Origin of the sequence: Pseudomonas sp. 43NM1, from assembly GCF_002836905.1 — a bacterium.
In the GTDB taxonomy this organism is placed as follows: Bacteria; Pseudomonadota; Gammaproteobacteria; order Pseudomonadales; family Pseudomonadaceae; genus Aquipseudomonas; species Aquipseudomonas prosekii.
This window is the reverse complement of record NZ_MKGS01000030.1, coordinates 1-12,302: the sequence shown is the minus strand read 5'-3', so window position 1 is coordinate 12,302 and position 12,302 is coordinate 1. Positions and strand designations below refer to the sequence as shown.

At 58.6% G+C, this 12,302-nt stretch carries 12 protein-coding genes and 3 pseudogenes; 3 read left to right on the top strand and 12 right to left on the bottom strand.

What is annotated here, in order from left to right; translation table 11 throughout:
• Positions 1 to 210, bottom strand: a pseudogene (locus tag BI292_RS05225) (hypothetical protein); the annotation flags it as partial.
• A gap of 226 nt (positions 211 to 436) precedes the next feature.
• A complete protein-coding gene (locus BI292_RS05220) occupies positions 437 to 703 on the bottom strand; it encodes a hypothetical protein (protein WP_092280903.1) in 267 nt (88 codons plus the stop codon).
• 355 nt (positions 704 to 1,058) lie between these two features.
• On the opposite strand from BI292_RS05220, the gene BI292_RS05215 reads away from it, so the two are divergent.
• Positions 1,059 to 2,384 carry a sigma-54 dependent transcriptional regulator gene (locus tag BI292_RS05215; RefSeq protein WP_092280905.1) on the top strand — a complete coding sequence of 442 codons (1,326 nt, stop codon included), beginning with the start codon at positions 1,059 to 1,061 and terminating at the stop codon, positions 2,382 to 2,384.
• A gap of 57 nt (positions 2,385 to 2,441) precedes the next feature.
• Here the strand turns inward: BI292_RS05215 and BI292_RS05210 are convergent, their stop codons facing one another.
• From BI292_RS05210 to BI292_RS29430, 10 genes and pseudogenes are all read right to left on the bottom strand, one after another.
• Positions 2,442 to 3,749 (bottom strand): transporter, encoded by a 1,308-nt coding sequence (locus BI292_RS05210; protein WP_092280907.1) that lies wholly within the window; start codon positions 3,747 to 3,749, stop codon positions 2,442 to 2,444.
• Between the two features lie 46 nt (positions 3,750 to 3,795).
• Entirely contained in the window at positions 3,796 to 4,563 is a 768-nt protein-coding gene (locus BI292_RS05205) for a hypothetical protein (RefSeq protein ID WP_101207212.1), read from the bottom strand.
• A 43-nt stretch (positions 4,564 to 4,606) separates the two neighbouring features.
• Complete coding sequence (locus BI292_RS05200) at positions 4,607 to 5,287, bottom strand: C39 family peptidase (RefSeq protein WP_092280911.1); 681 nt, start codon at positions 5,285 to 5,287, stop codon at positions 4,607 to 4,609.
• A gap of 63 nt (positions 5,288 to 5,350) precedes the next feature.
• Positions 5,351 to 6,349, bottom strand: coding sequence for a heme utilization protein (locus BI292_RS05195; RefSeq protein ID WP_101207211.1), 999 nt, complete (start codon positions 6,347 to 6,349; stop codon positions 5,351 to 5,353).
• 64 nt (positions 6,350 to 6,413) lie between these two features.
• Positions 6,414 to 6,992, bottom strand: coding sequence for an adhesin (locus tag BI292_RS05190; RefSeq protein ID WP_101207210.1), 579 nt, complete (start codon positions 6,990 to 6,992; stop codon positions 6,414 to 6,416).
• A 1-nt stretch (position 6,993) separates the two neighbouring features.
• On the bottom strand, positions 6,994 to 7,443 hold the full coding sequence (locus BI292_RS05185; RefSeq protein ID WP_101207209.1) for a hypothetical protein: 450 nt from the start codon (positions 7,441 to 7,443) through the stop codon (positions 6,994 to 6,996).
• 355 nt (positions 7,444 to 7,798) lie between these two features.
• Positions 7,799 to 8,323: an AAA family ATPase gene (locus BI292_RS05180; protein WP_101207208.1), complete on the bottom strand. Its 525-nt coding sequence runs from the start codon at positions 8,321 to 8,323 to the stop codon at positions 7,799 to 7,801.
• Positions 8,320 to 8,883, bottom strand: a complete 564-nt coding sequence (gene pnuC / locus BI292_RS05175; RefSeq protein ID WP_092280921.1) for a nicotinamide riboside transporter PnuC — start codon at positions 8,881 to 8,883, stop codon at positions 8,320 to 8,322. Before pnuC ends, BI292_RS05180 begins: the two co-directional genes overlap by 4 nt.
• 186 nt (positions 8,884 to 9,069) lie before the next feature.
• Positions 9,070 to 9,657 (bottom strand): annotated as a pseudogene (locus tag BI292_RS29435) (methyl-accepting chemotaxis protein); the annotation flags it as partial.
• Positions 9,658 to 9,927: 270 nt separating this feature from the next.
• A pseudogene (locus BI292_RS29430) lies at positions 9,928 to 10,614 on the bottom strand (cache domain-containing protein); the annotation flags it as partial.
• A 363-nt stretch (positions 10,615 to 10,977) separates the two neighbouring features.
• Between BI292_RS29430 and BI292_RS05165 the strand changes: the two are divergent.
• Both BI292_RS05165 and BI292_RS05160 read left to right on the top strand, forming a co-directional pair.
• Positions 10,978 to 11,808: an undecaprenyl-diphosphate phosphatase gene (locus BI292_RS05165; RefSeq protein WP_092280925.1), complete on the top strand. Its 831-nt coding sequence runs from the start codon at positions 10,978 to 10,980 to the stop codon at positions 11,806 to 11,808.
• Complete coding sequence (locus BI292_RS05160) at positions 11,805 to 12,233, top strand: DUF1294 domain-containing protein (protein ID WP_101207206.1); 429 nt, start codon at positions 11,805 to 11,807, stop codon at positions 12,231 to 12,233. The genes BI292_RS05165 and BI292_RS05160 overlap by 4 nt, the downstream gene beginning before the upstream one ends.
• Positions 12,234 to 12,302: the final 69 nt, after the last annotated feature.

The window sequence follows — 12,302 nt, the reverse complement described above, 5'->3', positions numbered from 1 at the left end:
TCGCGCCAGGCCAAACCGACTGCCGCCACTGGTGCCGTCTTTGGCCGCGACCAGTAACCGGCCACGCGCATCGATGGCGACGCCGTTGGCCATGCTCGACAAACTGCCGGCGAAATACACCTGCGCTTTGCCGTTGGCGGCGAAACTGTGATCGAGGTGTCCGGCTTCATTAACGACGGCGGGGCGGGCAATAGCAGTTTGGGTGAGCATGCACGCATCTCCTTTCAGTTCCCTCTACCCGGGCGCCGGGAAGGCAACTTTCGCGTGCGAAACATTCAATCCCTGAACAGCCAAACACACAACGGTGATAACTAACCAACGGAGGGTCGTTATGTGCCAGAACAGTGTCTTTTTGAACCAGTGAAAAGCGTGCCAAGTAATAACCGATCGCAGCCTTGGCAGTTGCTGCACAAGGCTGCGATCTTTGCACGTTTAATCAGTGCGGCATGGACCACGATTGCAGGGTATAGCCATCTTCGCTCAGCGCGGCGCGCGTCTGTTCCAGCAAGTGTTCAAGTTGCACTGGGTCGGAATAAGCGCTGCTTGGAATCTGCGCGTGGCTGATGCGCGTATTAGTGCGGTCGATGATGCTCAGGCTGAGTTCGCCGTTGCCTTCTTGTGGCGCCCAGGCCACGCATTGAAATGGCTTGAACGCGCGGTCGGCAATCAAAAGAGCTTCGTTGATACGGAGCGGGGCGGTCATGGGATCTTCTCTCTCTATGCCCAATCAAGTGATCCGCCGTCGGTTGGGCTTACCGTTCGGCTGGTTACTTGTACTGATGCACGCACCGGGGGGTTGGGTCACACTCAAAGCAAAGAAAATTCAACTTTCTTTCATATACGCAATGTTAAGGGCTACTTGCCGAGCAGACTGAAAGCTTGGTGAAAGGGCTTAAGTCGTTAGGTAACTAACAAACCCCCGTCTTATAACTAATTAGTTAACACTCCTATAGTCAAACGATTTAAGGCCCTGTCAATTTCTTGCTAATGTTACAGCCAGGTCCGCCAAACGACTGTTTTTAATAATATTTCCTTTAATTTGGCGCCAAGGAACAGTCATGATCGAAGCGCCTGCCTTAAGACGTCTATTAGTGGTTGATCCTTGTGACGATTGCCATCGTCTTTTACCCGGTTTGCGCTCCGTTGGGTGGGATGTCGATAGCTGTACGCTGGAAAACGCCGCCGCGCGAAGTTGCGATGTCGGCCTCTTGCGATTGCAGCCTTATCATCTGGACCGTCCCGACGCCGTCAAGGAACTGATCAGTCGTAGCGGCACCGAATGGATCGCCGTACTTAATCAGGAAGTCCTGCGTTTGCAGAACGTCGGGGACTTTGTCTGCGAGTGGTTTTTCGATTTTCACACGTTACCGTTCGACGTCTCGCGGGTGCAGGTCACCCTCGGGCGCGCGTTCGGCATGGCGCGTTTGCGCGGGCAGGGCACGATCCACGTCAACCAGCCGGAACATGAATTGCTCGGTGACAGCAAACCGATTCGCGAGCTGCGCAAGTTGCTGAGCAAATTGGCGCCGACCGAATCGCCAGTGCTGATCCGCGGCGAAAGCGGCACCGGCAAAGAACTGGTCGCGCGCACGCTGCACCGCCAATCCCAGCGCCACAACCGGCCCTTCGTGGCGATCAATTGCGGCGCGATTCCCGAACACCTGATTCAATCCGAACTGTTTGGCCACGAAAAAGGCGCCTTTACCGGCGCCCATCAACGCAAGGTCGGGCGGATCGAAGCGGCCAACGGCGGCACATTGTTCCTCGATGAAATCGGCGATTTGCCGCTGGAGTTGCAAGCCAATCTGCTGCGTTTTCTCCAGGAAAAACACATCGAGCGCGTCGGCGGCAGTCAGCCGATTCCGGTGGATGTGCGGGTATTGGCGGCAACCCACGTCGACCTCGAAGCCGCGATCGAGAAGAAGCGCTTTCGCGAAGATCTGTATTACCGCCTCAACGTCCTGCAAGTCGTCACCGCGCCGTTGCGCGAACGGCACGGCGATCTGTCGATGCTGGCCAACCACTTTTCGCACTTCTACAGCCATGAAACCGGGCGCCGACCGCGCAGTTTCAGCGAAGACGCGCTGATTGCCATGGGCAAACACGACTGGCCCGGCAACGTGCGCGAGTTGGCCAACCGGGTGCGGCGTGGTTTGGTATTGGCTGAAGGACGGCAGATCGAGGCCCGCGACTTGGGGCTGATGAGCCAGCAAAGTATCGCTGCGCCGATGGGGACGCTGGAAGACTACAAAACCCGCGCCGAGCGCCAGGCGTTATGCGATGTGTTGAACCGTCACAGTGACAACTTGAGTGTTGCGGCAAGAGTGCTGGGAGTGTCGCGGCCTACGTTCTACCGGTTGTTGCACAAACACCAGATTCGCTGACTCTTTCAACTTGAACAAAAAGCCCCGCATCGCTGCGGGGCTTTTTCGTTAGTGCACTTAGAAGTAGTACGGAAACTTCAGGCTGAACTGAAAGTCGGGCGCATCGTCGGTCATGCCGATCGACAAGTTAGGCACGATCGTCAAGTTGTCGGTCGCCGCAATGGTCATGCCGACGTTGAAGTAACCGGCGTTGGCATCGCTGGAGACCACCGATTGCCAATCACCGCCGTCCTGCTTGAGTTTGCTTTTCTTCTGGATCAGGTCAGACACCGAAAACGACATACTCATCTTCTCGTTCAAGGCAAACGCGACGCCGGCGCCGATCTGGAAGCTGTCACCAATCCGCACTTTGCCCGGTGTTTTCTGATTGACTGTGGAACTGATGTCGTCGAACGATTCCTCGAGGTTGTGCGTATAGGAGAGGGTGCCGAACAGCACTGCCGGGTCGAAGGTTTTAACCAGCGAGATGCCCGGGGTAATCGACCAGACGCCGTTACCGGTCGGCAAGTCGTCAGGCACAAACAAGTTGGTATTGCTTTGCGCCTGGCGCAACTTGATCCCGAATGGCTCTTTGCCGGTCGGTGCCTTGACCCGCAAGGTAACCACGGCGTCCGGCGTGTTGACCGATTCGTCGAGGAACTTGTAGGCCACCCCGAAGTTGACGTCGCCCAGAGTCGGATCCTTGGTCACCGTCTCTTCGCTGGTAACCCCGGCGGCACCTTCGTTGGCGCCACCGGACTGGTAAGTCGACTCGCGGTAAACCACTGGCGCGTTGATGTCGAACTGCCAACGGTTGTTGAAGTTGTAGCGACCAGTGAGGTCAAGTGTCCAGGTGTCAGCCTTGATGCGGTCGAGGTTAATGTTGCCCAGGAAGATCGAATCCAGCGCCAGGAATCCGTTAAGGATAAGTTGGCGAGTGTCGTAGCGGGCGTAAGTCACCCCGGTTTCAAAGCTGAATTTGCCGCCGCCGAAGAAGCCGCTGGCTTCGTCATACAAGTTGGACACGCTCTGCGCCGGTTGTGAGTCGTCGGCCAGCGATTGCCCGTAAGATGCGCCGCCGCCCCCAGCGGCGCCTCCGGATGCAGCAGCGGCGCCGGTGCCGGTGGCGACGCGCTGATTGCCTTTCATGTCGGCCGGGGACTTGGCCAAGCGTTTAGGCTGTGGTGTCGCCGGTTGATCTTCAACCTGGCGAACCCTTTGTTCGAGTACCGCTAATGCTTTTTGTTGTACTTCGTATCGTTGCTTCAGCTCCAGAAGTTCCTGTTTCAAGGTCTCTATGTCGGGGTCGGTCGCTGCCTGCACCATGACCGCCGGGAAAAGAGTGCTCAAACAAATAACTGCACGCAGTGATACTGATCGATACATGAAATAAGCCGTCCCTTTAAGCCCAATGATCGAGACTCAGCGTAGTTCAATATCCTAGGCTGCGTAGTCCTTTGAGTTGCGTCAGATTGCAATCCAGAGCACCCAGGCTCGCGCCATTATTGTTAAGTACGACGTTGAGTTGGGTCATGTTGTTGACCGTGTTGCTACTGCCCAGTAACCGGGTGTTTTGCAACAGGCCGCCCTGGGCAATTTGCTGCAGCGCGGTGCCCTGATTGCCGCTGGCCTGAATCGCCATTTGCACGCCACTGGCGTTCGCCGAGACCGACACATTGCCAGCGGCATTGCTGCTGGAAATAGTCTGCCCGCTCACCAGCGCCTGACCTTGCGGGGCGGCGATTGGCGGCGGCGCGCTGGCCTCGGTGACGTTGATCGCCACATCGTTGTAGGCGGTGTTGCTGTCGCCGGCGGCGCGTACGCTTTGCGTTATGCCCTGGCTGGTGGCCAGGCCCGCGCCACCGATCACATTGCCGGTGCCCACGGCGGGCACCGAGGCGGCGTTGGCTCCGGGATTGGCGCCGGCGCCTACTTCCTGAATGGTTGATACATAGAATTCGGGTTTTACCGTGGCTGCCTGGATCTGCATGGCGGTTGATGCGCCGATCAAGTCCCCGCTGGCGTTGCGCCAGGTACTGTTCATGACAATGCCGAAACTGATAATTCGCCCCGGCATGACATACCGACCACGCAGCTCGGCAAGCTCCTGGTCCTGTATTTCGATGGGTTTAAAACCGTTGGCGTAGCCGGATGCGCTCGCCGCCAGGCACGCGGCAGCCAGCCAGTATGAGGTTTTCATTTGCTGCTCCCGGAGCATCCTGCCCCAAATCATCATTTGGCGATTAAAAGAAGTCGCTCTGTATGAAACCAAAATCCATCAGTTCAGCATCTTTGACCGGGTTGAAGTTATCCATCTTGTTCTTCGCGGTCAGCGGCGCGGGTGGGTCACGCAAAGCATTGGCTTTGTCGTAACCGGGGCCGACGATGGCGAAGACGATGCCGTTCCAACCTTTGACAAAGTCATCATGGGAGTAGCGCTTGTGACCCAACACCGGGTCGCCGATATAAACGTGTTTCTTGTCGGCACGCTGCATCACCACGAAGTGCTTGTAGCCGCGAACTTCCATCAGTACCACCACCGGGATCGTTACAGCGTCGAGTTTCTCCGGCGGGATCTTGTAGCCACGGGCGCGCATGCCGATGCTTTCTATGTAGCGCTTCATGTCCAGCATGGAAAAACCTTGAGTACGTACAAGGTTCTGGTCAGCGTTGACCAACATGCCTTTGATGATGTGCTCCTCATCGACGTCCAGCCAATAAGCCTGGCGTAACACCGTTGCCAGTGCGGCAGCGCCACAACTGAAGTCGGTTTTCTGTTCGACGATGTCGCTGAACTTGCGCTCACGCACACTCTGCACCTGCTTGTAGACGAGGTTGCCTCCAGGCAGGGCGGCAATCGGCATCTGAGCGGCCTGGGTCAGGCCAGACAGGCAGATAAGTGCGAACAGGGCCGTTCTACGCATGATCGATACGCCTTTGCGGACTGTGGAAAAGCCCCGTTGCCGGGGCTTTCGGTTCGATCGCGATTACAGGCAGGCTCTGCAACCTGCGGCGATGGACAGCGAGTTGCTTTGTTGGTTGCCAACACCCGAGGACACGTTGGCTCCGCCGTTGCCGGAGAAGTTGTTCATCGAGTTCTGCATGATTGCAGTGTTGGTTACAGGGTCTTTCCAGCCATCTGGAGTCAGCACTTGCGAAGTGGTTACACCGGCCAGACCGAATACGCCTACCGCTACGAAGTCGGAAGTGGAGTCACCGTTGCCGCCACTATGGCCGCCACGGTTGTTGCCCCAGCCGCCGCCATTACCGTTGTTGCCTTCGGTAGTTGCAGTGCCCGAAGCGACGAATCCACCGGCCGCAGCAAAGGTGCTGGACAGGGTATCGGTGCGGGTGTTTTCCACGGCGTTGTTATCAACAGTCAAGCCCGAGGTGCTTTGGTTGGCTGCAGCAGCGGCTGCGGCTACACGACCACCCGAAACAGCGATTGCCAAGTTGTTTTTCTGTTGGTTGAAGTTGCCGGCCGTGACGTTGATCCCGATGTTGCCGGAACCGTTGTTGCCTGCATTGGAGAGCACGGCCTGGTTGACGTTGGAGTAGTTGGCAACAGTGTTGCCGGTGTTGGTCTGAGTAGCGCTGGAAGCAGCAACGGCCGAACCGAAGATGAAGCTTTCGTCAGCAGTGGCCAGGGCCGCGGCGTTGTCTTGTTGGTTGCCGTCACCCGATGCCACGTTGGCACCCATGTTGCCGTTGGAGCCATTGAGCGAGTCGGCGGCAGCGGCGTTATTCAGCGTGCCCTGGTTGGTTACGGAGTTGCCGTCGTTGTCCTGGGCATCCAGCACGGTGGCCCCGGCACCGGCGGAGATGGACAGGATTTGATCCAGGGTTGGGCCTTGAGGCTGGTTGTTGCCATGCCCGTTGCCGTGCCCATTACCGTGACCATTGTCACGACCGCCTGCTTGAGCGGCGATTGCCATCACTGCGGCGAGCGCGAAAACCAGTGGTTTGAGAGCCGTTGTTGGTTTCATGGTGTTTCTCCGTGCTTATTAGTTGGTTAAGTGTTGGTACTTTCTAATCGCACTGCGGTTTGGGTCATTCAGCGACCCGGATGCTCAGGGTGTTAGCCATTCGGTTCCCCACCCCGGCGCTCTGGTTCACCTGGATTACCCCTCGGCTGCCGGTGAAGGCCTGGTCGCTGGTAACGACCTGGCGACTGCCGGTTGGGGCCCCAGTTGCTCCTGAGTCTGGTAACAACGCCACGTTCTGTTGCGAAAGGACGCTGTCGTCGATGCTTTGCGGGTTAGCACTGATGCTCACGCGCATGGCGTTAGCCATCTGATTGTTGGCCCCGGCGCTCTGGTTGACGCCGAGCACACCGTTGCCATTGCTGAATGAACTGCCGCCGATGGTCGCCGTCGCGTTCATCGCCGGGTTGGCGGCGGCGTCGAGGCTTTGGCGCACAGTGGTGGTCGCCGAGGCGTTGCTGCCGATGGCGATAGCGCGGGTGTTGGTCTGTTGCTGTTGATCGCCGGCCGCCTGGTTGACGTTGAAGTTGCCTTTGTACTGAGTGCCGGAATCCTGAATGTTGGCGTTGTTGACCACCGGTACATTGGAATCGGCCATGGCACTTGCACTGGCGAGCAGGGCGAGGAAAATCAGCGAACGATTCATCTCACTGGCCTCCCGCCATGCGGGTCAGCGGGGCGAGGCCGGACGTCATCGCGCGATTGATCGTGCCCGAGATCGCGCCGCCGCTGCCGCCACCGTGGCCGGCGCTCATGCCGGGCAAACCGTTGGGGTTGGTCACCGCGTTCATCCCGGGGACGCCGGAACCGTTCTGGGAAATGATGTTGTTGCTGATCGAAGAACCGCTGGCGATGCTGGCAAAGTCGCCGTCGCTCAATTCGGCACTGCCGATGGTTTGCTCCACGCGTTCCGAAGGGTTGGCGTTCACCGTCGTGGGGTAGGGGTCTTTGCCGCCATTGCGGCCGATGGCAATGGGTTGAACGTCACGTTGCAGCACAATGACGCCATTGCCTTCTGCCTGAACGTTGAAACTGAGCACTGAGCTGGCAGCGCATCCGATCAGCAGGCCGGTCAAACCTTTATTGAATGTCCCCACGACGCAATTCCTTCTTTTAGTGGGCTGGCCCTGGTCAGCGTTGTGGAGGAAAGAGCGAAAGCTGTGCCGCTTTTGGATTGTTGTTCAATTTCAGTGGGTTAGCTTTGGCGGGAGCGGAGAAGCAAGTCGCACTGTTTCAGCGCTGAGACAGCGTTCAGCCGCTGAAACACGCTGAATTGATCAAGAAGCTCTAGATCAACGCTTACCGGCGGGGTGTTTCAGGCGTTTAACAACTGCGATGACAGGACGATGAAGGGCTTTGTTTCGGGGTTTTTCGAGAGGAGGGTGTTTCAGGAATGGACACTTTTCCCCCAGAACAGGGGGAATAGATGGGGCAAACGCCCCAGTTCACGGGTCAGGATGCCAGCAGACGAGTCACCGCTTCGACGGCCAGATCGCGGCGCTCGGCCCAGTTTCCGCGGAGGATTTGAAACGGTTGTCGATGCTGTTCGAGCCATCCGTGGATCGCATCGAAGAATGCCCGGCGCTCGTCCAGCGACGGTTGGCAGCGCTGACCATCGTCCGTCCAGTCGACCTGTTCCGGCGACAGCAGCAAGTGCAAATCGTAATGTCGGCTGAGCAACTGCGCCTCGATCCACGCCGGGCAGCTGCCGAACAAGGTCTGGCTCCAGAGGATGTTGCTCAGCAAGTGCGTGTCGAGAATCAACAGACGTGGCTGCGCAGCGCGGGCCTGATCTTCCCATTGCAACTGGCCACGGGCGATCTCGGGAATGTCGGCGAGGCAAGTGTCGCGCGGGTTTTCTTCGATGAAGCGGCGCACGTATTCATCCACCAGAACACCGTCGAAGCGTGCTTTCAGTTCGGCAGCCAACCAGCTCTTGCCGCTGGATTCGGGGCCGGTGAGCACCAGCACTTTCATGCGTGCAACGCCGGATCGGCGCGCCATTCACGCCAGCCTTGCACGGCGATCACGGTGAACAAGGCGTAGAGCGCGGCGGTCAGGTACAGGCCTTTATAGATGAACAGGCCTACGAAGATCGTGTCGAGGACCACCCACATCGGCCAGCATTGCAGGCGTTTCTGCGCCATCCACATCTGCGCGACGAGGCTGAAACCGGTCAGCGCCGCGTCGAGCCACGGTTGCGCGGCGTCGGTCCAGTGCGCCATCGCGGCGCCGAGCAACAGGCTGCCGACCGCGCCGACCGCCAACCCGAGCGCCACCGAGCGGTTATCCAGTTGAGTCACTTGGCGGCCATTGTGCGCGGCGCCGGCGCGGGTCCATTGCCACCAGCCGTAGAGTTGCAGCGCGGCGTAGACCACCTGCAGCAGCATGTCCGAATACAGCTTGACCTCGAAAAACACCCAGCTATAAAGCAGCACCATCACCAGCCCGATCGGCCAGCACCAGGGGTTCTGTTTGACCGTCAACCAAACGGCAATCACGCCGAGGACGGCAGCAAACAGTTCAAGCCCGGACATGGTGGTTCCTATGAGGGGAAGTCGCAGAGGGAGCGGATTGTACCCAGATTGTCTGGCCAGGGCTCGCCCGACGCTTTCAGACACACACAAACCCTGCAGGAGCGAGCCTGCTCGCGATGGCGGTCTGTCAGCCAACATCACTGCTGGATGATCAATCGCCATCGCGAGCAGGCTCACTCCCACAGGTCAGACGCGGAATTGGTTGAGCAGGGCGTTGAGTTGTTCGCTGAGTTCTTTCAGGTGCACACTCGCCAGGCTCGATTGCTCCGCCGCCAGCGCGGTGCTGTGCGACAGTCCGGCCGCTTGCGTCACGTTCTGGTTGATGTCTTCCACTACATGCGCCTGTTGCAGCGTGGCGCTGGCAATCGATGCATTCAGCCCATTGAGATTGCGCAACGCCTGGCCAATCGCGCTCAGACTCGCACCAGCCAGACCAGCCTGTTCGATGGTCAATTGCGAGGCACGGCTGCTGTCGCCGATCACCTTGACCGCTGCTTCCGAATGATTTTGCAGGCGTTCGATCATCGACTGGATTTCCGCCGTCGACTTCTGCGTGCGCTGCGCCAGCAAGCGCACTTCATCGGCGACCACGGCAAACCCACGCCCTTGCTCACCGGCGCGCGCCGCTTCAATCGCTGCGTTGAGTGCGAGCAAATTGGTTTGTTCGGCAATCGAGCGAATCACCTCCAGCACACTGCCGATCTGGTTGCTTTCGGCGGCCAGCGTGCGAATCACTTCGACCGCTTGATCGATGGTCCCGGAGAGCTTGTCGATCTGCTGCAAACTGCTATCGATATTGACCTGGCCCTGCTGCGCCTGCGACTCGGCGTCACGCATTTCGCTGGCGGCGTGCTCGGCGTTTTTCGCCACATCCTGCACGCCGTAAGTCACTTCATTAATCGCCGTGGCCACCAGTTCCATCTGCTGCGACTGTTGCTGACTGCGCTGCTGCGCCTGCGCCGCGTCGTTGCCGAGGTCGCTGGAGGATTGGCCCAGGGCACTCGCCGATACCTGCAACTGGCTGACCACCAGCCGCAGCTTGGCGGTGAAGGCGTTGAAGTGGTGCGCCAGTTGCGTGACTTCGTCCTTGCCGTGGGTGTCGAGGCTGCGGGTCAGGTCGCTTTCGCCGCTGGCAATGTTGGCCATCGCGTTCACGGTTTCCTGCAACGGACGGACGATGCTGCGGGCAATCATGATCACCAGCAACGCCATGATCAGCGCAATCGCCAGACCGATGAACGAGGCTTTCCAGACCTGACCGTAGAACTCGGCTTGCATGTCGTCAATGTACACGCCCGAACCGATCACCCAGCCCCACGGCTCGAAGAGTTTGACGTAGGAGGTTTTTTCCACCGGCGCACTGGCGCCTGGTTTCGGCCAGCGATAATCGACCATGCCGGCGCCCTTGGACTTGGCGATGGCGACCATCTCGTTGAATACCGCGAAGCCATCCGGGTCGCGGATTGCCGAGAGATTCTGCCCTTCAAGTTTCGGATTGGCCGGGTGCATGACCATCACCGGCACCAGATCGTTGATCCAGAAGTAGTCGTTCTGGTCATAACGCAAGCCGCGCACCACCGTCAGCGCCTGTTTCTGCGCGGCGTCGCGGGTGAGCGTGCCGGCCGTTTCGAGGTCGTGGTAGTAATTCAGAATGCCACTGGCGGTCTGCACCACGTGCTGGGTTTTCTGCGCCTTGGCGTGGTAAAGGTCGGCGTGAATCTGCTTGAGCATCAACGCGCCCAAGGTCAGTAACATCACGATGGCCACAATCAAAATGAGCCACAAGCGTCGGCTGATCGACACACTGCGCAAGCTGTTCATAACGCTGTCACTCCAATTTCTTATTCTTGTCATCAATGATCGCCAGCATCGGCGGCGCTATCCATGCGACACAAGTCCAATTACGCAGCGGCGTTAATCGGGCATCTCTGATAGGATTTCGGCCTCGCACGAGAAAACCTGAATTCAAGTTGATTTTTCACGGAATTTTTACCGTTTCGTGTGGATTCTGTGCGCGCGCAATGACGCTCATCGCAGTGAACGCTTAAAAAATATTAACGGGGCATGCCTGGCGCATCGCTTCTTGGGGGATTGATGGATCTTTGGACGGCCTTTCAGGCACTGATTCTTGGAGTTGTAGAGGGGCTGACGGAGTTTTTGCCCATTTCCAGTACCGGACACCAGATTATCGTCGCGGACTTGCTCAACTTCGGTGGCGAGCGCGCCATCGCTTTCAACATCATTATTCAGTTAGGCGCGATTCTGGCGGTGGTCTGGGAATTTCGCCGGAAAATCCTCGACGTTGTCACCGGTCTGAAGAGCGAGCCAAGTGCGCGGCGTTTCACCGCCAATCTGCTGATCGCCTTCATGCCCGCCGTGGTGTTGGGCGTGCTGTTCTCCGATTTGATCCACGAATACCTGTTTAACCCGATTACCGTGGCGGCGGCGTTGGTGGTGGGCGGGATTGTGATGTTGTGGGCCGAGAAGCGTGAGCATGAAGTGCACGCCGAAACCGTCGACGAGATTACCTGGCAGGACGCGTTGAAAGTCGGTTTCGCGCAATGTCTGGCGATGATCCCGGGGACTTCGCGTTCCGGCTCGACGATCATTGGTGGCCTGCTGTTTGGTCTGTCGCGCAAAACCGCGACCGAGTTCTCGTTCTTCCTGGCGATGCCGACCATGGTCGCGGCGGCGGTGTATTCCGGGTTCAAATACCGGCACCTGTTCGTGCCGTCGGATCTTCCGGTGTTCGCGCTCGGCTTCGTCACCGCGTTTATCTTCGCAATGATTGCGGTCAAGGCCTTGCTCAAGTTCATCGCCAACCACAGCTACGCGGCGTTTGCCTGGTACCGGATTGCGTTTGGTCTGGTGATTCTCGCGACGTGGCAGTTCGGCTGGGTCGATTGGGCTGCTGCAACGCCATGAGTGAAGCAGGTGCGCGGCGTGAATCAGCACGCAAGTCCGGCGGCGCAGTTCAGCGTCCGCGCTTGAAGCTGCTGGTGTTCGCCATCCTCTGCGCACTGCCGCTTTACGGCTCGCTGGCCTTGTGGCTGCGCGCCGCTTCGGTGATCCCGCTGGCCGCGTATGGCGTGGTCAGCGTGGTAGCGTTTTTTCTGTACTGGAGCGACAAACGCAAGGCGCGCGCCGACACCTGGCGCACCCCGGAGAATGTCCTCCACGCGGTGGAACTGGCCGGCGGCTGGCCGGGCGCATTGCTCGCCCAGCAAATGTTCCGGCACAAGACGCGCAAAGTTTCATTTCAACTGGTGTTCTGGCTGATCGTATTGGCGCACCAGGTGTTCTGGATCGACCAGCTCTTCCTCGGCGCCAACCTGCTGGCGTTTTCCTAACCCACCCACGCGCCCGTTTCCAAATCCACCCCGCCCCTTGTAGCAGCTGGCGCAGCCTGCGTTCGGCTG